The organism is Stenotrophomonas thermophila (assembly GCF_001499715.1).
Taxonomy (GTDB): Bacteria; Pseudomonadota; Gammaproteobacteria; order Xanthomonadales; family Xanthomonadaceae; genus Stenotrophomonas; species Stenotrophomonas hibiscicola.
Genome location: NZ_CVIW01000007.1, coordinates 70,092 through 91,484, shown reverse-complemented (window position 1 = coordinate 91,484; position 21,393 = coordinate 70,092). Strand labels below are relative to the sequence as shown.

Below are 21,393 nucleotides of genomic sequence, written 5' to 3'. Positions count from 1 at the left end.
GGCCTTGGCGCGGCACTGCGTTTCGCCGATGGCGAGCGCCCGGTGCTGGCCAGCGAGATCGGCCATGCCGCGCTCGGCGCCGGCAACGCGCTGGAACTGCAGGTGCTGGGCAAACTGCTGCAGCGCTGGACGCACGTGGACAACGAGCGCGTGCTGTCCGGCAGTGGCCTGATGAACCTGTACCCGTGCCTGTGCGAGCTGCGCGGCGTCACCCCGGTGTGGACCAGTACCGAAGCACTGATCGGTGCCGCCCGCAGCGGTGAAGACGCGCTGGCGGTGGAGACGCTGCAGGTGTTCTGCGCCTGGCTGGGCAGCCTGGCCGGCGACGCAGCGATCGCCGTCGGTGCGCGCTCGGTGTACCTCGCCGGAGGTATTTCCGCGCATGTGCAGGATTTCCTGGCCGATGGCCGCTTCCGTGAGCGCTTCCTCAACAAGGGCGTGCTGACTGAGGTGCTGCGCCAGGTGCCGGTATGGCGCGTGGAGCACGGCCAGTTGGGCGTGCTCGGCGCAGCGGTCTGGCACGCCGCACGGCAGCCCACGCACGACTGATCGGCATGACCGGCATCGTGCCGGCCGTGCATTGCAGACTGGGAGGGGAAGATGGTGGATCGCAGGCAGTTCCTGCAGGCCGGTGCACTGGCTGCAGGCATGGCGGCTTTGCCGGGCGTGCAGGCGCGCACGCAGGGTGGGGCCAAGGTGGTTTCGACCTGGGACTTCGGCGTACCGGCCAACCAGGCCGCGTGGAAGGTACTGGCGCAGGGCGGCAGCGCGCTGGATGCGGTGGAAGCAGGCGCACGCTGGGCCGAGAGCGAGCTGTGCAACCCCACCGTCGGCCATTGTGGCAACCCCGATCGCGACGGCGTGCTGAGCCTGGACGCGAGCATCATGGATGGCGATGGCCGTTGTGGCGCAGTGGCCGCGCTGGTCGACATCCTGCATCCGGTGTCGGTGGCCCGCAAAGTGATGGAGAACAGCCCGCACGTGCTGCTGGTGGGCGAGGGCGCGCAGCAGTTCGCGATGCAGCAGGGTTTCGAGCGCAGGCACCTGCTGACGCCGCAGGCCGAAGCGGCCTGGCGCGAGTGGCTGAAGACGGAGAAGTATCAGCCGCAGATCAACGCCGAGCGCCGTAGTATTCCCGGCAACAGCGACAACCACGACACCATCGGCATGCTGGCGCTGGATGCCAAGGGCCACCTTGCCGGTGCCTGCACCACCAGCGGCATGGCCTGGAAGCTGCACGGCCGGGTCGGCGACAGCCCGATCATCGGTGCCGGCCTGTATGTCGACAACGACGTGGGCGCGGCCACTGCTTCGGGCGTGGGTGAAGAGATGATCCGCAACGCCGCTTCGTTCCTGGTGGTCGAACTGATGCGCCAGGGGCGCTCGCCGGCACAGGCCTGCCGCGAAGCGATCGACCGTGTGGTGCGCAAGCGGCCGGAGGCGAGCAAGACCCTGCAGGTGTGCTTCCTGGCCATGAACAAGCAGGGCGAGGTCGGCGCCTACGCGCTGCATCGTGGCTTCGTCTATGCGGTGTGCGATGCGCAGCGCCAGGATGACCTGCGTGACTCGCCGTCGATCTACACGAGCTCCCAGGCGTGAGTACGCGGCGGATCCTGGAGATCGCCAGCAACTCGCTGGCCTCGGCGCTGGCCGCGCAGGCCGGCGGCGCCGACCGCATCGAGCTGTTCGACAACCTGGCCGAGGGCGGCACCACGCCGTCCTTCGCCAGCATCGCGATTGCCCGCGAACGCCTGTCGATTCCGCTGTTCGTGCTGGTGCGGCCACGCCCGGGCGACTTCCACTACGACGCGCTGGAAACCGAACTGATGCTGCGTGACATCGCGCAGTGCCGCGCGCTGGGCTGCGATGGCGTGGTGATCGGTGCGCTGGACGTGCAGGGCGGCATCGACCTGGCGCTGTGCCGGGAACTGGTGCAGGCCGCCGGGCCGTTGCAGGTGACCTTCCATCGCGCCTTCGATGCGGCCCGCGACCTGCCGGCAGCGCTGGAACAGGTGATCGGGCTGGGCTGCCAGCGCGTGCTGAGCTCGGGCGGCCAGGTCAGCGCCGAGGCCGGTGCCGAAGTGCTGGCGGGCCTGGTGACCCAGGCGAAGGGACGCATCAGTGTGATGGCCGGCGCGGGGCTGGGCCCGGCCAATATCACCGCCGTTGCGCGACGGACCGGCTGCACCGAACTGCACGCCTCAGCCAAGGGCCTGCGCCGGTCGGTGATGCAGTTCCAGAACCCGGCGCTGCGCGGGCTGGACCCGGACTGGAGCCAGACCGCCACCGCCACTGTTGCCGCGCTGCGGCAGGCGCTGGACGGCGCAAGGTAGCCCGCTTCTTCTGTAGAGCCGAGCCCACGCTCGGCTGCTCTTTGGGCCCCGGGGTCGGATCCCTTCGCAGAATGGCTCCGACCCCGGGCCTGCCCATCGTTGCGGCCCAAGAAGTGACGCTTACAGCACGTTCGAACGGCTGGGGCGGCAGGCCAAGTCGTTGAAATGGATACGCTGGTGCGCCGTCGCATGGCGGCGCAGTCGGTGATTGCCGATAGTGGTTCATACCGTCGTTCGCCAACGAATTCCCGCATGTTTCGACTGTTCCTGCTGCTTGTCTGCGTGGTGCCAGCCATTGCAATCGGCGCACGTGAAAGGCATGCACCGGAGTGGGTGCGGGAGGTGACTGCCGACAAGGACCTGCAGGTTGACCCCGAAATGGTTGGTGTGAGGCTTGAGCCAACCGCGCGGGGCGCGTTGCTCGACACGCGCGTACATCGGATCGGGGAGAAGCGCTTTCGCGCGCTGTATCAGGTGTTCGATTCAAACGCTTCCAACCCGATGGGACGTTGTGGCGCTGGGCGCGAGATCCATCTGTTCGTCTACGAATTGACCCTGCCGAAGCCCATTGAGCGCGGCAGGGTGTTGATCAGCAGCTGCCTTGAAACCCTGTCTCTGGTGAGCCAGAACTCAGGGCGATCCAACAGTGAATCCGACTTTTCCTCGGTCATCTGGCAGGGGGACGGGTTCTCCATCGAGTGGTGGGGTATCGGACCCGGAGGCGATACGTCGAGCCACTACGCGCTCCGAAATGACCGCTTCGTCCCGACTCGATCGGGTGAGGGGAATCGCTGAGGGCGGACAAAACCGTTCCGCGCGCGGTTGTCGTGATCATGTCACTACTTCGTGCGCCGTTCTCTCAGCGATGTGTCGCAACTATTTGATTGTTATGGATGTCGGTGGCCGCTAGCGGCATTCCGCCGGCTGATGCTGCGCCGCCGCATGCCGGGCGTGGTTCAGCTGTGCTTTAGTTTGGATCGATCCACAGGGGAGGTGCCATATCGGTCGTGAACCGATCCAAGCGCCTGGATCCGTCGTAGTGCCGCGCCACCGTCCGCCCGTGCGTCCACATCTTCGAAGAGCAACCACCATGGCTCAGATCGTCCACAAGCGTCGCCACCTGCTGTCCCAGGCCCTGATCCTGGCCCTGCTTCCCCTGGCTGCCAATGCGCAGCAAGCCTCAAGCTCGTCTACCAAGGATCTCGACGCGGTCACCGTCACCGGCTCGCGCATCAAGCGCGCCAGTGTCGAAGGCCCGGCCCCGGTCAACGTGATCACCGCGCAGCAGATCCAGAAAGAGGGCTTCGTCAGCGTGTATGACGCGCTGAAGACGCTCACCGAAGCGACCGGCACCGTTGAAGCCGCCTCGCAATGGGGCTCGCACACGCCCAACGCCAGTGGCCTGAACCTGCGCGGGATGGGCCCGAACCGTTCTCTGCTGCTGGTCAACGGCCGCCGTGTGGCCGACTACCCGCTGCCCTACGGCGGCGAAACCAATTTCTCCAACTACGGCAACATTCCGGCCGCAGCAGTGGAGCGGATTGAAGTGCTGACCGGCGGCGCCTCGGCCATCTACGGTTCGGATGCGATCGCCGGCGTGGTCAACGTCATCCTCAAGACCAACTACGACGGCGACGAAGTGCGCGTGCGTGGCGGTACCTCCACAGAAGGTGGACGAGATACCTGGGACCTGTCCTGGGCCGGCGGCAAGACCGGCGACAACTGGAGCGTGACCTACGCGCTGCAGTACACCAAGCGCGATCCGCTGTTCGGACGCGACCGACCGCAGATGGACGACGCCGACGACGCACCGTATCCCTCCTGGAACATGGAGCAGCGCAAGGTCGGCTTCCGCCCCACCTCGGGCCTGGCATTGATCGACCCGACCAACGGCCAGCGCCTGGCACCGCCTGCAGGCACCTGCGAGAAGTTCGACGGCGAGTACTACACTGCCGATCGGCTGGTCTACAACTACGCTACCAACACCATCACCAACACCGGCCGCCTGTGCGGCATGAGCGCCGACTACGCCAACTGGCTGCTCACCGGCGGCGCCGAGAATGTTTCCGGCAACCTCTACGCCACCTTCGATTTCAGCAGCGACCTGCAGGCCTGGACCAACCTGGCGGTGTACCACTCCGAAGCGATCTGGGGCACCAATCCGCCCAGCGTCTCGCTGATCGACGACGACAACGGCTATTACTGGGATGCCAACCGCAACCGCCCGATCCTGGGCGTGCGCCAGTTCACTCCGAACGAAGTCGGTGGCCTGGATACCCTGCGCAACACCAACCGCGAGCTGTCCTGGGACTGGAGCGCAGGCCTGCGTGGCCGCCTTGCCGATCGCTTCGACTGGAGCGCCTCGGTGGGCCGTTCCTACTACCGCGTGGAAGAACGGCAGAACGTGGTGGACGAGCAGAAGTCGTACGACTACTTCCTCGGCCCGCGCCTGGGCACCACCCCCGATGGCGAGGCGATCTACGCGTTGAACGAATCGCGCTGGTGGAATCCGCTCACGCCGGACCAATACTGGCAGATGGGCACGGTGGCCAGGAACCGCGCGTCATCGTGGGTCAACCAGGCCTCGGCGGATATCACCGGCGAGCTGTTCCAGGGCTGGGCAGGCCCGATCTCGTTCGCAGCGGTTGCTGAAGTCGCGCAGCAGGGCTACCACCTCAGCCCGGACCCACGCGCCGGCATCGATTTCGACCTGCAGAACGTCGACCGCGGTGGTGGCGAGCGCACCCGGTATTCAGCGGGCGTCGAGTTCAAGATCCCGCTGCTGGAGAGCGTAACGGCCACCGCGGCCGCGCGCTACGACCGCTATGGCAACTACAAGGCCGATGACAGCAGTGAAGCGTTGGATATCGGCAGCCAGAAGGAAACCACCTGGAACGTCGGCCTGGAATGGCGCCCGGTCGAATCGCTGCTGGTGCGTGGCTCGTATGCCACCAGCTTCCACGCGCCGGACATGCACTACCTGCTGGGCCAGCCGAGCAGTTCCGAAGTGCAGACCTATGATCGCCTGCGCTGCATCCAGAGCGGTGCCTACCTGGTCAACAACTGTGGCGTGGGCAACACCGATGTCTGGTACACCTTCGACGTGAACCGCCGTGGCACGCCGCTGCTGCGCTCGGAAACCGGTGATTCGTGGACGGTCGGCTTCGTCTGGGACGTGATGCCCAACCTGTCGGTCAGCGCCGACTACTGGGCGATCAAGCTGGAAGACATGATCGTCGACGTCGGCGCCGATGAGGTGCTGGCCAGCGAGGCGGGCTGCCTGACCGGCAAGAACATCGATGGCACGCCATGGGCCAATCCGGCCGGTGGCGACTACTGCGCCGGCATCCTGGCGCGCGTGAACCGTGACAGCAACGGGCGCCTGGTGTCGATCGAGCGCGGCCCGTTCAACCTGGCCAGCCGCGAAGTGCGTGGCGTCGACCTGACCGCGCGCTACCGTCTGGAGACCGCGCAGTGGGGCAGCTTCCAGCTGGGTGTGAACTACACCAACCAGATCTCCACCAAGGAACAGCGCTACGCCAACGACCCGAACCCGGAACGCCGCGACCGCGACCTGCGCAGCAAGCTGCGCGCGAGCCTGGCCTGGCAGCGCGGCAACTGGAATGCCAATGTCTATGCCGACCGCGTGGGCTCGGTGCCGGGCGTGCGCTACCACTGGGGCACCGACCGCCTGGACAACCCCGGCGGCTGCCTGCCGTTCGCCGATGGCTACGTGCCCAGCGACAGCCCGTCGCTGAACTGCCTGGAGCCGGCAACGCGTCCGGATGGCTCGCCGAACCCGAACCCCAATGCCGGGCAGCAGACGGCGCGCTACTACGGTCGCGTGGGGCCGTTCATCACCTGGAACTTCAACGTGGGCTACCAGGTGACCGAACACGCGAAGGTAAACGTGTACGTCAACAACGCCTTCAACTCCGCCAGCTGGAACCACAAGGATCCGTACAAGCTGGACTATGACTTTGCCCCGACCCGGTTGCTGAGCGCGGTCGGCCGTGAGTTCGCATTGGAGTATGTGTTCACGTTCTGAAGAGACCGACCTCGCCGCTAGATCCACGCCATGCGTGGATGCGGAAACGGAACGCCGGGCGCGGCGCCCCCTTCAGGCATGCGGACAGGCTGGATTTGACCTTCCCACGATGGCAAGGTTTAGCCTGTCCGCATCCAGAAGGAACCCCGGGAATCCGATCATGAGCACGCCCCGCGCCGCTGCCGCCTCCGCAAGTCCTGCCACCATCAGCCTGCCCATCGAGGGCATGACCTGCGCCAGCTGTGTCGGCCGGGTCGAGGCGGCGCTGTCCAGGGTCGAAGGCGTGGGCAGTGTTTCGGTCAATCTGGCCACCGAGCGCGCGGATATCCGCCCGTCCGGCCCGGTCGATCGGGCCGCGCTGATCCAGGCGGTGGAGCGGGTGGGCTACGACGTACCTGCCGCCACCGTTGAACTGGCCGTGGAAGGCATGACGTGCGCCTCCTGCGTGGGCCGCGTGGAGCGCGCGCTGCTGGCGGTGTCAGGCGTGAGCCAGGCCAGCGTCAACCTGGCCACCGAGCGCGCCACGGTGCGTGGCGTGGCGGATGCTGCGACGCTGGTCGCCGCCATCGACAAGGCCGGCTATGACGCACGCGTAATCGAGGCGGGTGTGCAGTCCGATGACGAGGCCGTAGAAAAGAAGGATGCCGAGCGTGCCGAACTGAAGCGCGACCTGATCGTGGCCACTGCGCTGGCATTGCCGGTGTTCGTGCTGGAGATGGGCTCGCATCTGATTCCCGGCATGCACGAATGGGTGATGGCCACGATTGGCATGCAGGCCAGCTGGTACCTGCAGTTCGCACTGACGCTCCTGGTGCTGGCCATCCCCGGTCGCCGTTTCTACCAGAAGGGCTTCCCGGCGCTGCTGCGCCTTGCACCGGACATGAATTCGCTTGTGGCGGTGGGCACCGCTGCGGCGTTCGGCTATTCGGTGGTCGCGACCTTTGCACCGCGGCTGCTGCCGCCGGGGACGGTGAACGTCTACTACGAAGCGGCGGCGGTAATCGTCGCACTGATCCTGCTCGGCCGCTTCCTCGAAGCGCGCGCCAAGGGCCGTACCTCGGAGGCGATCAAGCGCCTGGTCAACCTGCAGGCCAAGGTCGCCCACGTGATCCGTGACGGCCGCACCGTCGATATCCCGGTCAATGAAGTGCAGAGCGGCGACGTGGTGGAAGTGCGGCCAGGCGAGCGTGTGCCGGTCGATGGCGAGGTGGTTGAAGGCCGCAGCTACATCGACGAATCGATGATCAGCGGCGAGCCGATCCCGGTTGAGAAGCAGCCGGGCAGCAGCGTGGTGGGCGGCACGGTCAACCAGAAGGGCGCACTGACGGTACGTGCGACGGCGGTGGGCGCGCAGACCCTGCTGGCGCAGATCATCCGCATGGTCGAACAGGCGCAGGGCTCGAAGCTGCCGATCCAGGCGTTGGTTGACAAGGTCACGCTGTGGTTCGTGCCGGCGGTGATGCTGGCCGCGCTGGCGACCTTCGCAGTCTGGCTGATCTTCGGCCCGTCGCCGGTGCTGAGCTTCGCGCTGGTCAACGCGGTGGCGGTGCTGATCATTGCCTGCCCCTGCGCGATGGGGCTGGCCACGCCGACCTCGATCATGGTCGGTACCGGCCGCGGCGCCGAAATGGGCGTGCTGTTCCGCAAGGGCGAAGCACTGCAGCTGCTGAAGGACGCGAAGGTGGTGGCGGTGGACAAGACCGGCACGCTGACCGAAGGCCGCCCGCGCCTGACCGACTTCGAGATCACGGACGGCTTCGATCGCAGCACAGTGTTGGCGGCAGTGGCTGCAGTGGAATCGCGCTCTGAACATCCGATCGCCCGCGCCATCGTCGATGCAGCCACTGAACAGTGCATTGCACTGCCGTTGATGGTCGATTTCGAATCGGTCACCGGCATGGGCGTGCGTGCCAGCGTTGATGGTGCGCGGGTGGAGGTCGGTGCCGATCGCTTCATGCGCGATCTGGGCTTGGACATCACTTTGTTTGCGGAGCTGGCGGCAGAGCTGGGCACCCAGGGCAAGTCGCCGCTGTATGCCGCCATTGACGGTCGTCTGGCCGCAATCATCGCGGTATCCGATCCGATCAAGCCGAGCACGCCGGCCGCAATCGCGGCACTGCATCAGCTTGGCCTGAAGGTGGCGATGATCACCGGTGACAACGCTGGTACCGCGCAGGCGATCGCGCGCCGCCTCGGCATCGACGAAGTGGTGGCCGAGGTGCTGCCGGAAGGCAAGGTCGAGGCGGTGCGCCGCTTGAAGACCACACATGGCCATGTCGCCTTCGTCGGCGACGGCATCAACGATGCGCCGGCATTGGCCGAGGCCGACGTCGGCCTGGCGATCGGAACCGGTACCGATATCGCGGTGGAATCGGCCGACGTGGTGCTGATGTCGGGTAACCTGCAGGGTGTGCCGAATGCCATTGCGTTGTCGAAGGCGACGCTGGGCAACATCCGGCAGAACCTGTTCTGGGCCTTCGCCTACAACACCGCGTTGATTCCGGTGGCCGCCGGCGTGCTGTATCCGGTCTGGGGCGTGCTGCTGTCACCGGTGTTCGCGGCCGGTGCGATGGCCCTGTCCAGCGTGTTCGTGCTGGGCAATGCGCTGCGCCTGCGCCGCTTCCAGCCACCGATGGCGGATTCCGCCGCCGTCACTGATTGAAGGGAATACCCATGAACATCGGTGAAGCCGCCAAAGCCTCCAGCGTGTCGGCGAAAATGATCCGCTACTACGAACAGATCGGCCTGATTCCCGCCGCTGATAGAACCGAGTCGGGCTACCGGGCGTATTCGCAGGCGGACATCCACCGCCTGCGTTTCATCCGCCGCGCACGCGATCTGGGCTTCCAGGTGGCCGAGATCACCGATCTGCTCGGCCTCTGGAACGATACCTCGCGGCACAGCGCCGACGTCAAGCACCTGGCCGAGCAGCACATCGCCGATCTGGAGCAACGCATCGAGCACATGCGGCAGATGGCCGACACGCTGAAGTCGCTGATCAGCTGCTGCGCGGGCGATGAGCGCCCGGAGTGCCCGATCCTGGAGCGGTTGGGTGAGGACAATGGGACGCTGGTACCGGTCGATACCGCGAAGACTGGTGCGGTGCGGCGGCGTACGCACAAGCATTGACTCGATATCGCATGCATGAAAAAGCCCGCCGGGTGCTGTAGTACCCGGCGGGCTTTTCAGTATGGGACAGGACAGGGGATCAGGCAGTACGCGGCGGGAAGCCGGCATCGGTCAGTGCCGCCACGATCTGCGCTTCGCTGGCCGAGGTCTGCACCTGCACTCGGCGGCTGGCCGGATCTGCCTGCACGCTGGCCTGCGGATCGACCAGTTCGATCGCCTTGGTCACGCTGCGCGCGCAACCGCCGCAGGTCATGCCTTCAACATGGAATTCCATCCGTAGCTCCTTGGGTGCTCTTGGGGTGGAGTCAGTGTGCACCTTCCAACGATGGCAGGGTCAAGTGCCGGGCTGAACGACAGGCAAGGCGGCAAAAAGAAACGGCAGCCGCCTGTACCAGCGCGGCTGCCGTGGAGGAACGTCCCCGCCAGGGCGGGGCGCGGGTTGCACCGGGGCGCGCCCGGGCAACCCGGTGTTGCCTTAGAACTTCCAGGTAGCGCCGAAGTACAGCTGGCGGCCTGCATAGGTATTGGAGATCAGGCGTGCCTTGGTGTCGCTTCCCAGGTGCACGCGCTGCTCGGACTTGGTGGCGTTGATCACCGAGGCGGTCAGGGTCCAGTCCGGGGTCAGGTTGTAGGCAACATTCAGATCCAGCTGGTCATACGGTTCGGTGTAGACGGTGAGGCCATTGTTGAGCCCGCCGACCACTTGGCCGCGACGGTTGAACGAAGCGCGCGCGAGGAACTTCTCGTTCTCGTAGAAGACCGTCACGTTGGCCTGGTTCTTGGCGCTGCCGACCAGCGGCGAGGAGCCGATTTCCTGCCCGTCCAGAACAATGGAAGCCAGGTTGGTGTCGTTGTAGGTGTAGTTGGCCTGCACGCCGAAGCCGAAATCGAAGGTGTACTGGCCATACAGCTCGACGCCCTGCGACACACCATCGCGGCCATTGGCCTGGGTCTCGTAGCGCTGCACGTTCACCGCTTCACCGTTGATGACCATGGGCGTGTCGCGCACCACCGGCAGGGTGAAGTTGTCCACGTTCTTGCGGAACAGGCTGACGCCGGCGACCGCGCCCGGCTGGAAGTACCACTCCAGGCCCAGGTCGAACTGGGTGGCCTTGAACGGCTCCAGCTGCTTGTTGCTGCCCTGGCCGACCCAGCCTGCGGTCGATGCGCCACCGGCAACGCGGCGATCATTGACGTACTCCTCGCTGTAGTAGCTCAGTGCGCCCGGTGCTGCGATGTCGGTGTAGCCAGGGCGGGCGATCACCTTCGATGCGGCACCACGCAGCACCAGCGTGTCGGTGATGTCCCATGCGATGTTGAAACTCGGCAGCACGTCGGTGTAGGTGCGGTCCACGCCGATCAGGCTGTAGGTCTTGCTCTGCGCCAGGTCATGCGGCAGGCGCACGAAGCCGCTCTCGCAGCTGTAGGTCGGGTAGGCCGCAGCGGCGGGGTCGGTGCACGCCATCGGCGCGCCGGACGCGTTGTCCAGGAAGTAGTCGTTGAACTTCTCGATCGAGTCGGAAGACTGCGCGAACTGCTTGGTGCGCACCACGCGCACGCCGACATTGCCGCGCACGCGCTCGGTGCGGAAGTTGGCCTGGAAGTAGCCGGAGTAGATCTTCTCGTTGACGTTGTAGACGAAGTCTTCCTCGGTACGGTTGTGCGAACCACCGTAGGTCTTGTTCAGATAGTCGATGTACGCCGGGTAGTTGATGCCCGGGAACACGTTGGCATTGAAGCCACCGGCAATGTTGCTGATCGGATTGGACAGGAAGAAGCCGGGCTGCGCATCGCCGGCAGTCGGATCGCAGCCACTCTGGTAGCGGCTGTTGTCATAGTCGGCCGGGTCACGGCCGGGGCACACCCAGTAGGTGTTGCCGGTGTTGCGGTGCACCTTGCCGTCGCGGTATTTGGCACCGAACTGGATTGAATCCAGCCAACCGGTCTCGAACAGCTTGGTCACGTCGGCCTGGAAGTAGTTCTGCTTGACCTCGGTGCGCTTCCACGACGAATCGGTCGAGCCGGTGTCGACTTCGGCGATGCCGTTCATCAACTGCTGCTGCAGGTCGGGCGAGAAGGTGGCAGACGGCGTGCCGGTCAGGTCCCATGCGCTGTACTGGTTACCGGACAGGTAGTCGTTGCCGACCTTGCGGCGCGGCTTGGCCGACATGCGGAAGTTCATCGACGGACCACCTTCGGACCAGGTGCGGCCACCGGTGAACGAGGCCTTCCACAGCGGGCTGATGTCCCAGTCGATGGTCAGGTCGGCGGTCTGCGACAGCGCCTTTTCCTTGCTGTAGCCACCGGTCAGCTGCGGTGTCGGAATCGTGCAGTCGTCCGGGCCCCAGCCGCCGGGCTTGAGGCCGGCGGCCTTGGCCTGGTCTTCGCTGCAGTAGTAGGTCTTTCCTGCCAGCTTTTCGAACTGGGCACCGGTGACGGTGTTGCCGCTGGCATCGAAGTCCAGGCCATTGAGCAGGCGGCCTCCGGCCCAGTTGCCGTCCTGGTTGTAGCGCGCCATGCTCCATTCCGGAATCTTCAGCATGTTCTGGGTGTAGTCACCCTGCAGCTCGAAGCGGAAGTAGTTGGCGGTCATCGTGACGTTGTCGACCGGCTTGAACTGGAAGGTCAGCTGGCCGCCCTTGCGCTCGCGCTTTTCTTCCTTCACCGCGAAGTTGACCGAGGTCGGCATGAAGAAGTCGCTGTAGTTGCCGCCGGTCTGGTTGTTGAAGCCGGACTTGCCCCACCAGTAGTGGATGCCATCCTGCTGCTGCACGTTGCCATAGGCGTCGCGTGCCCTGCCGGCGCCGTACCACTGGTAGTCCTCGGTGCTGGCTTCCATGGTACGGGTCGTGCGCTTCTGCTGCGTCACGCCGACCAGCACGCCGAAACGCTCATCCTTGCTGTGCCACGAATACAGGGCCGAGGCCTGCGGGTCGATATCGTGGTGGGTATCGGAGGAGGTGCCCTCCAGTGTGACGAAGCCCGAGTTGGACTCCATGTCCAGCGGACGGCGGGTGTGCAGGATGACCGTGCCGCCGATGCCGCCTTCGTCGATGCGTGCTTCCGGCGACTTGAACAGCTCGGCGCTGGACAGCATGTTCGACGGCAGCAGGGTGTAGTTGAACGAACGGGTGGCTTCGTCGTTGGTTTCCGACGTGGCCACGTAGTTGCCGTTCAACTGGGTCAGGGTCAGGTCCGGCGCAAGGCCGCGCACGCTGACACTCTTGCCTTCACCACCGCTGCGGGTGATGACCACGCCGGGCACGCGCTGCAGTGCGTCGGCCACGTTCTTGTCGGGGAACTTGCCGACGTCCTCGGCGGTGATCACTTCGACCACGGCGTTGGCATCGCGCTTCTGCTCAAGGCTCTTTTCAATGGCATAGCGGTAGCCGGTGACCTGGACGCTGTCCAGAGTGGTGGCATCCGGCGCGCCGGTAGACGTGGCCTGTTGCGCGGCGGCGCCAGCCGGAATGACGGCGGCGGCCAATGCCAGCGCGATGGCCAACGACAGTGCGTCCTGGCCATGCGTACGTATTGAATGCTTCATTCCCATCTCTCCCTCTCTCCTGGATTGATCCGGTGACGTGGCACGGACAACTTGAATCGATCTAATTTGAAGTGACTTTGCGGCTGTCGCCATGTGGGTGGCAGAGCACCGCGCGTGTGGCCTGGTACGTCCTGTTGCTGCTCCCCCAACTCCCGGCCATCGCAATGTCGTTCTTGGATCGATCTAAGCGATGGGCGGGCGATTTTTAGCACGGGTCGCCCGTGGGCGCATGCTGCTGCGCAATATGGTACTGGCGTGGCGAAGGGATGACGGTTTGCTGAAATCAGTGAAATCGTTTTCGTGCGCAGGGGAAGGGTGGGTCGGCAGGGCTGCGCCCTGCACCTGCTTGAAGCCAGGGCAACGGCCAAAGCTAAAGCCAAAGCCAAAGCCAAAGCCAAAGCCAAAGCGGCTCTGGTTTTCTGCTGGTTTGGCGGGACGGTGTGGGCTGGCAGGACACGCCGTAAACCCGTCCATGGGGGCTCGATGGCGCCATCCATGGCGCCAACGGTCCTGCCAGCCCACACCGCCCCACCTTTGACAGTTTCCCGGTGACGGTTGGATGGGTCCTGGAATTGCGTGGGGTCATGGAGTCAGATCCGTTTTCCAGCGGAAAACGGATCTGACTCCAATCGATTTCGTTATCCGACAGAGATTCATCCACGCATGGCGTGGATCTACAGATCGCGGGACTCTGTCGAAGGCGGGGTGGGTCCGGTTGCGGGGGCGTGAGCCGCATGGATGCGGCGACCGAGCTTACATGGATGTACTTGCAGCGTCCCCCGCAACCGGACCCACCCCGCCATCCCGCCGAATGCCTGCTTCTGCTGTTGCTGTTGCTCCAGCTCGAAGCAGGTGCAGGGCGCAGCCCTGCCGAACACCCCTCTCATGCTGCGCCGCAGAATGCATTCGGCTGAACCTGCATGCTCTACTTGAATCGATCTAAATTCACGGTCGCATGGGTCGGGCGTCATTCCAGGGGGAGCTCTCTGCCGGTCACGGCGGGACTCAGCGGAACGGTGCCGAACGACCCCGGCCGTCTGCCTCCGCGTCATCGACTACAGGAACCTGACATGCGCCCAGTGCCGTCCGCTCCCGCCGTCCCATCGACCTCGCGCCCGCTGTCGCGCCTGGCCTGCCTGTTCGCGCTGTCGGCGGTGCCGATGCTGCTGCAGGCCGCGCCGGCAGCGCTGGAGCGGGAGGTCAATACATTCATCGGCAGCAAGGACGACGGCAATACGTTCCCGGGCGCGTCGGCGCCGTTCGGCCTGATCCAGGTCAGCCCGATCGGCAGCCACTATTCGGGTTGGCGCTATGACGACGAGAAGATCCGTGGCTTTGGCCACTCCTTCATCTCCGGTGCCGGCTGCTGGGAACAGGGCGGCCAGGTGTCGGTGCTGCCGGTGACCGGCTCGATCGGCCCGGGCGGCGATTTCGATACCGGAAACCCCAAGAAGTTCGACCACAAGACGTATGCCTCGAACTACACGCATGACGGCGAGATCGGCCAGGCTGGCTACTACAAGGTGCGCCTGACCAGCTACGGCGGCATCGATGCCGAGGCGACCGCGCGCACCCGTGCCGCGGCCGAGCGCTACACCTTCAGCCAGCGCAGCGGCGATGGCCACGTCCTCGTCAATGTCGGCCAGGCCAACGAACGCCATTCAGTGATCGGCAGCGTGGTCGATGTGGTCGGCGACCGTGTAGTCGAGGGCAAGCTGGTGACCAAGAGCTTCTGTGGCGGTCATCAGTACACCACCTGGTTCCGCATCGAGTTCGACCGTCCGTTCAAGGCGCATGGCACCTGGGGCGAGGGCGGTGGCCTGCCGGGCGCGCGCCACAGCATGGAAGGCGAGCAGAAGCCGAACGGTGCTTGGCTCAGCTTCGACCTGGCCAAGGGCCAGTCGGTGACGGCGGTCAGCGCGATCTCGCACGTGGATGCCGAAGGCGCGCGTACCAACCTGCGCGCGGAAGGCATGCAGGGCGGGGCGCTGCTCGGTTTCGACCGGATGCGGGCGCTGTCCCAGCAGTCGTGGCGCGAGCAGCTGGGCCGGGTGCGCGTGCAGGGTGGCAACGCCGACGACCGCGCTGTGTTCTACAGCGCGGTCTACCACGCGCTGCTGCAGCCGATGACCGGCAACGACGCCGACGGCCGCTACCGCGGCTATGACGATGGCATCCACCGTGCCGATGGCTGGACCTACTACGAGTACTTCTCGCTGTGGGATACCTACCGCGCGCAGAACCAGTGGTTGGCGCTGACCCGTCCGGACGTGGCGCGCGACATCGGCCGTACCCTGCTGGCGATCGACGAGCAGGGCGGCTGGCTGCCGCGCTGGGGCTATGCCAACTTCGAGACCAACATCATGACCGGCGATCCGGTCACCCCGTTCATGGTCGACCTGTGGCGCTTCGGTGCGCTCAAGGGCCGTGAATCGCGGGCTTGGGATGCGCTGCGCCGCAATGCCTTCGGCACGCCGCCGCTGAACTCGCGCATGGCTGGCCGCTCCGGCAACCCGACCTATCTGGACAAGGGCTACGTGGTCTACGACCGCGCGTTCCCGTCCAAGGGCATGGACGTCGATCCGCATCACGGCGGTTCGGCGACGCTGGAATACGCGCTGGCCGACTGTGCGCTTTCGCAGATGGCCGATGGCCTCGGCCATGCGCAGGACGCGGCGACGCTGCGTGAGCGCGGCCGCAACTGGCGCAAGGTGTGGGACCCGCAGGTGCGTGACGCCGAGACCGGCTTCACCGGTTTCCCCCGCCCGCGCACCGAGGATGGCCAGTGGTACACCCCGGCCGATGGCCACTACAGCCCGCGCTCGCATCACGGTTTCCATGAAGGCACGGCGTGGCAGTACCAGTGGCTGGCGCAGCAGGACGTGCCGGGCCTGGTCGAAGCCATGGACGGCCGCGAACAGGCCGGCCGCCGCCTCGATGCGTTCTTCGCGATGGACGCGCTGCAGGCCGACCCGCTCAATGCCGCCCGCAAGGCGTGGGTGGTCGGGCCGTACAGCTATTACAACCAGTTCCGCTACAACCCGAACAACGAGCCGGACCTGCACGCGCCGTGGCTGTACACGCTGATCGGCCAGCCGTGGAAGACCGCCGCCGTGGTGCGTGCGGCGCAGCAGCTGTTCACCAACGCCCCCAACGGCGTGACCGGCAACGATGACCTCGGCACGATGTCGGCCTGGTACCTGTTCAGCGCCATCGGCGTGTACCCGGCGGTGCCGGGCAGTGGCCAGTTCCTGCTGCACACCCCGCGCTTCAGCAAGGTGGAAGTGGACATGGGCAATGGCCGCACGCTGCGCATCGATGCGCCGGGCGCCGATGGCCGCCGCCTGCAGTATGTGCAGGGCGTGCAGGTCGATGGCCGGCCGCATGCGCCGGTTTGGCTGGACTGGAACCAGCTGCAGCAGGGCCCGCGCCTGCAGTTCGCGCTCGACGCGAAGGCGCCGGAGCAGGGCTGGGGCACGGCGGTGAAGGACCTGCCGGTATCCTGGTGCGCGGCACCGGGTAGCCAGCTGCGCTGAGACGGACTGTGCCGTTCGCGGTGACCCAGCGAACGGCACGGCACGACAGGTCCCTGATCCATTAGGCTTGAGCATCCAGCGGAGTCCGGGAAGACGATGAACGACAACGGCAGCAGTCCCAGCAAACGCGCCGGCAAGGCGGTGACGGTGACCGACATCGCGCGTGCCATCGGCGTGTCACGGGCAACGGTGTCGCTGGTGCTGCGCGGCAGCCCACTGGTCAACGTCGATACCCGCGCCAAGGTCGAGGCCGAACTGCGCCGCCAGCGTTATGTCTACAACCGCGCGGCGGCCAACCTGCGCCGGCGCACGTCATCAAGCATCGCGCTGGTGATCAACGATCTGTCCAACCCGTTCTTCGCCGAATTCGCATCCGGTGTGGATGAGGCGCTGGGCGGGCGTGGTTATGTGACCCTGCTGGGCAGCACCGGCGAATCGCCGGAGCGCCAGCAGGCGGTGCTGTCCACGCTGATGGAGCACACCCCGGCCGGCCTGATCCTGTCGCCGGCCGAGGGCAGTGATACCACGCTGCTGCGGCAGGCGCTGGGTGCCAATGCCAACGTGCTGCTGTTCAACCGCGAGCTTGAAGGGGCTGACTGGGATTTCCTCACCCTCGACAACCAGCACGGCGCCTATCTCGCCACGCGCCACCTGATCGAGCGCGGCCATCGCCAGATCGCTTTCTTCGGCGGCCACGCCGCATCCAGTTCGTGCCACCAGCGCCGTGCCGGTTTCCAGCAGGCGCTGGCCGAGGCCGGTCTGTCGCTGCCGCCGGGCTGGATGATCGAATCTGCACCGAACCGCCTGGAAGCCGCCGCGCGCACCGATGAGTTGTTTGCCGACGGCCATCGCCCGAGTGCGGCGGTCTGCTACAACGACACCGTCGCGTTGGGCCTGATGCTGGGCCTGAATTCGCGTGGCATCCGTCCGGGCGGCGATTTTGCCGTTACCGGTTTCGATGATATTTCCGAGGCTGCGGTGGCGGTGCCGCCACTGACCACGTTGACCGCCGACCCGCGCGAGCGTGGCCGGCAAGCTGCGGCGCTGCTTCTGCAACGGCTGGACGAACCGGATGCGCCGCCGCGGCGCACGGTCGCGCCGGTGCAGCTGCGCATCCGCGAAAGCAGTGCCGCACGACCGAACTGATTCCTTTCATACATCCCTTCCACGCAACAACGACCTTCCGCGCATCGAGGCGCGTACCGCATGCCGATCTCCGCAACGCCCCGTCCATCGGGTTCTTCGGGCAACGCACCCGCCGTCACCAACGGCAAGGCGCTGGCCGTGGTCACCACGATCTTCTTCATGTGGGGCTTCCTGACCTGCCTCAATGACATCCTGATCCCGCACCTGAAGGCGGTGTTCGAGCTGAACTACGCCAAGGCGATGCTGGTGCAGTTCACCTTCTTCGGCACCTATTTCCTGATGTCGCTGCCGGCGGGTCGGCTGGTGGCGGCGCTGGGTTACAAGAAGGGCATCGTGGCCGGCCTGCTGATCGCCGGTATCGGCGCACTGGGTTTCTGGCCCGCGGCCGAGCTGCGCGTCTACGGCGCCTTCCTCGGTGCACTGTTCGTGCTGGCGACCGGCATCACGGTGCTGCAGGTCGCCGCCAACCCGTACGTCGCACTGCTGGGACCGGAGCAGACCAGCTCAAGCCGCCTGACCCTGGCGCAGGCGTTGAACTCGCTGGGCACGGCCATCGCCCCGATCTTTGGCGGCATGTTGATCCTGTCCAACACGGTGAAGAGTGCCGATGACATCGCGGCGCTGCCGGCCGCCGAGCAGCTGGCCTACCGTGCCGCCGAGGCGCAGGCCGTGCAGGGTCCATACGTAGGCCTGGCGGTGGCGCTGGTACTGCTGGCGCTGTTCGTGTTCCTGTTCCGCCTGCCGGCGTTGAGCGACGCCACCGAGCAGGCTGACCAGGGTCACCACCACAGCTACCTGGATGCACTGCGCAAGCGCCACCTGCTGCTGGGCGTGCTGGGCATCTTCTTCTACGTCGGTGCCGAAGTGTCGATCGGCAGCTTCCTGGTCAATTACCTGTCGATGCCCAACATCGGTGGCTTCAGCGAACAGGAGGCCACCCATTACGTGTCGGCCTACTGGACGATGGCGATGATTGGCCGCTTCGCCGGCTCGGCGCTGCTGGCGCGCTTCTCGCCCAGCCGCCTGCTGGCGATCTTCGCGCTGGTCAACGTGGCCCTGCTGGTTACGACCATGCTGACCTCTGGCAGCATCGCGCTGTACTCGGTGGTGGCGATCGGCCTGTTCAACTCGATCATGTTCCCGACCATCTTCGCGCTGAGCATCGAGCGCCTGGGGCCGCTGACCAACAAGGGCTCCAGCCTGCTGATCATGGCCATCGTCGGCGGTGCCGTGGTGCCGTACCTGCAGGGCGTGCTGGCCGACCACATCGGTGTGCAGGCCAGCTTCATCCTGCCGCTGCTGTGCTACGGCTACATCATTTTCTACGGACTGGTCGGCGCACGTACGCCGGCTTCCGCAACGCAGGGAGGCTGAGTCCGGAATGGGTGCCATTGTCTGCTTCGGCGAAATTTTGATCGATCTACTAGCGCAGCCGCCGGCCTCGGCCGACACCCCGCGCGCATTCCTTCAGTACGCCGGCGGTGCGCCGGCCAACGTTGCGGTGGCGGCAGCGCGACTGGGGGCGAAGACCCAGTTCGTCGGCATGCTGGGCCGAGACATGTTCGGTGACTTCCTGGCGGACAGCCTGGCCGAGCACGGCGTGGGCACGGATTACATCGTGCGTACCGATGCGGCAAAGACCGCGCTGGCCTTCGTCGCGCTGGATGCCAGCGGCGAGCGCAGCTTCAGTTTCTACCGCCCACCGGCGGCCGACCTGCTGTTCCGTGACAGCGACTTCCAGGCCGCGTGCTTCGACAGCGCGCAGTGCTTCCATGTCTGCTCCAACAGCCTGACCGAGCCGGGCATTGCCGAGGCGACCTTCGCCGGCATGGACCGCGCCCGTGACGCCGGTGCGGTGGTCAGCCTGGACCTCAATCTGCGCCCGGCGCTGTGGCCGGCCAACGAGGACCCGACGCCGCGCCTGTGGCAGGCGCTGGAACGTGCCGACCTGGTCAAGCTGTCGCGCGAGGAGCTGGACTACCTGGCCGCGCCGCTGGGCAGTGACGGCGAGGCGACGGTGCTGCGGCGCCTGCTGGCCGCGCAGGCGCGCTGGGTCATCGTCACCGACGGTGCGGCCACGCTGCACTGGTACACCCGCGACAACCACGGCACGGTCACCAGTTTCCGCGTGGCCACGGTCGACACCACGGCTGCTGGCGATGCCTTCGTCGGTGGCGTGCTGGTTGGGCTGCTGGAGCGTGGCGGGGCCGGTGCAGGCTTTGCAGCGTTCTGCCAGGACCCGGAGGCGATCACCGCCACGCTGCGCTTCGGTGCCGCGGTCGGCGCTCTGGCTGTTACCCGCAAGGGCGCGTTCGCCGCGATGCCCTCGCTCGATGAAGTGCAGCAGCTGCTGCAGGCCCAGGACATTACCGCATGAGCACCTCGCCCGATTTCCGTTCACCCGCGTTCCTGCGGGCGCACATCGCCGACACGATGGCGTTCTACCACCCGCGCTGCATCGATCCGAACGGCGGCTTCTTCCACTACTTCCGTGATGACGGCAGCATCTACGATGCCAGCCACCGCCACCTGGTGAGCAGCACCCGTTTCGTCTTCAACTACGCGATGGCATACCGCGAGTTCGGCAACGCCGAATACCGCGACGCAGTCGAGCATGGCGTGCGCTATCTGCGCGAGGTGCATCGCAATCCGGCCACCGGTGGCTACGCCTGGACCCTGCGCGATGGCAAGGTCGAGGACGACATGAACCACTGCTATGGCGTGGCGTTCGCGCTGTTGGCCTACAGCTGCGCGCTGAAGGCCGGTCTCGAACAGGCCCGCGCATGGATGGACGAGACCTGGCAGCTGCTGGAAGCGCGTTTCTGGGAGCCGCAGCACGGCCTCTACAAGGACGAAGCCGATGGGCAGTGGAATTTCACCGGCTACCGTGGCCAGAACGCCAACATGCACATGTGCGAGGCGATGCTGGCCGCCTTCGAGGCCAGCGGCGAACAGCGCTATGTGGAGCGCGCGTTGCAGCTGGCCGACAACATGACCCGCCGCCAGGCCGCCAAGGCCGGTGGCCTGGTGTGGGAGCACTACGATTCCAAGTGGGAGATCGACTGGGATTACAACTTGGATGACCCCAAGCACCTGTTCCGCCCGTGGGGCTTCCAGCCGGGCCACCAGACCGAATGGGCCAAGCTGCTGTTGATCCTGGACCGCCATGTGCAGGCCGATTGGCTGGTGCCGACCGCGCAGCACCTGTTCGACGTGGCCGTGGCGCGCAGCTGGGACGAGGCGCGGGGTGGCCTGTACTACGGTTTCGCGCCGGAATCGCGCCGGCAGCCGGGCATGGATGGCGCCCCGATCGGTGGCGACAGTTTCGTCTGCGACGACGACAAGTATTTCTGGGTGCAGGCGGAGACGCTGGCGACCGCCGCACTGATGGCCAAGCGTACCGGCGATGACCGCTATTGGCAGTGGTACCAGCGTATCTGGGCGTATTCGTGGGAACACTTCGTCGATCACCGGTACGGCGCCTGGTTCCGCATCCTCGATGCCGACAATCGCAAGTACAGCGACGAGAAGAGCCCGGCCGGCAAGGTGGATTACCACACCATGGGTGCGTGCTACGAAGTGTTGAACGTGGTGCGTTGAGGTTGGTGCGCCGGGCATGGCCCGGTGCTGCCGTGAGCTGGACTTGCAGGTAGC

General features: G+C 65.9%; 14 protein-coding genes. 12 read left to right on the top strand and 2 right to left on the bottom strand.

Features of this window, described 5'->3' with window-relative positions; genetic code table 11:
* The 7 genes from BN1263_RS05135 to cueR all read left to right on the top strand — a co-directional run.
* Nucleotides 1–549, top strand: a 549-nt coding sequence (locus BN1263_RS05135) for a glucokinase (protein ID WP_144435325.1), incomplete at its 5' end; no start/stop codon positions are given.
* Between the two features lie 51 nt (nt 550–600).
* Nucleotides 601–1,599: a glycosylasparaginase gene (locus tag BN1263_RS05130; RefSeq protein ID WP_058979994.1), complete on the top strand. Its 999-nt coding sequence runs from the start codon at nt 601–603 to the stop codon at nt 1,597–1,599.
* Entirely contained in the window at nt 1,596–2,333 is a 738-nt protein-coding gene (locus tag BN1263_RS05125) for a copper homeostasis protein CutC (protein ID WP_058979992.1), read from the top strand. Before BN1263_RS05130 ends, BN1263_RS05125 begins: the two co-directional genes overlap by 4 nt.
* 165 nt (nt 2,334–2,498) lie before the next feature.
* Complete coding sequence (locus BN1263_RS05120) at nt 2,499–3,128, top strand: hypothetical protein (protein ID WP_260832910.1); 630 nt, start codon at nt 2,499–2,501, stop codon at nt 3,126–3,128.
* Between the two features lie 295 nt (nt 3,129–3,423).
* Complete coding sequence (locus tag BN1263_RS05115; RefSeq protein WP_058979987.1) at nt 3,424–6,381, top strand: TonB-dependent receptor plug domain-containing protein; 2,958 nt, start codon at nt 3,424–3,426, stop codon at nt 6,379–6,381.
* 160 nt (nt 6,382–6,541) lie between these two features.
* Nucleotides 6,542–9,043: a heavy metal translocating P-type ATPase gene (locus tag BN1263_RS05110; RefSeq protein ID WP_058979986.1), complete on the top strand. Its 2,502-nt coding sequence runs from the start codon at nt 6,542–6,544 to the stop codon at nt 9,041–9,043.
* A gap of 11 nt (nt 9,044–9,054) precedes the next feature.
* Complete coding sequence (gene cueR, locus BN1263_RS05105) at nt 9,055–9,510, top strand: Cu(I)-responsive transcriptional regulator (protein ID WP_058979984.1); 456 nt, start codon at nt 9,055–9,057, stop codon at nt 9,508–9,510.
* Between the two features lie 79 nt (nt 9,511–9,589).
* Here cueR and BN1263_RS05100 read toward each other — a convergent pair whose 3' ends face one another.
* Together BN1263_RS05100 and BN1263_RS05095 are read right to left on the bottom strand one after the other, a co-directional pair.
* Nucleotides 9,590–9,784, bottom strand: coding sequence for a heavy-metal-associated domain-containing protein (locus tag BN1263_RS05100; protein ID WP_021204511.1), 195 nt, complete (start codon nt 9,782–9,784; stop codon nt 9,590–9,592).
* Nucleotides 9,785–9,985: 201 nt separating this feature from the next.
* Entirely contained in the window at nt 9,986–13,063 is a 3,078-nt protein-coding gene (locus tag BN1263_RS05095; RefSeq protein WP_058979982.1) for a TonB-dependent receptor, read from the bottom strand.
* Nucleotides 13,064–14,127: 1,064 nt separating this feature from the next.
* Here BN1263_RS05095 and BN1263_RS05090 point away from each other — a divergent pair.
* The 5 genes from BN1263_RS05090 (at nt 14,128) to BN1263_RS05070 (ending at nt 21,339) form a co-directional block, all read left to right on the top strand.
* The gene (locus BN1263_RS05090) at nt 14,128–16,593 is read left to right on the top strand and encodes a GH92 family glycosyl hydrolase (RefSeq protein WP_058979979.1); all 2,466 of its coding nucleotides are present in this window, start codon (nt 14,128–14,130) and stop codon (nt 16,591–16,593) included.
* A gap of 96 nt (nt 16,594–16,689) precedes the next feature.
* A complete protein-coding gene (locus tag BN1263_RS05085) occupies nt 16,690–17,739 on the top strand; it encodes a LacI family DNA-binding transcriptional regulator (protein ID WP_057499695.1) in 1,050 nt (349 codons plus the stop codon).
* A 60-nt stretch (nt 17,740–17,799) separates the two neighbouring features.
* Nucleotides 17,800–19,113: an L-fucose:H+ symporter permease gene (gene fucP / locus BN1263_RS05080; protein ID WP_019661435.1), complete on the top strand. Its 1,314-nt coding sequence runs from the start codon at nt 17,800–17,802 to the stop codon at nt 19,111–19,113.
* Between the two features lie 7 nt (nt 19,114–19,120).
* Nucleotides 19,121–20,116, top strand: a complete 996-nt coding sequence (locus BN1263_RS05075) for a carbohydrate kinase family protein (protein ID WP_058979977.1) — start codon at nt 19,121–19,123, stop codon at nt 20,114–20,116.
* A complete protein-coding gene (locus tag BN1263_RS05070) occupies nt 20,113–21,339 on the top strand; it encodes an AGE family epimerase/isomerase (RefSeq protein WP_058979976.1) in 1,227 nt (408 codons plus the stop codon). The genes BN1263_RS05075 and BN1263_RS05070 overlap by 4 nt, the downstream gene beginning before the upstream one ends.
* Nucleotides 21,340–21,393: the final 54 nt, after the last annotated feature.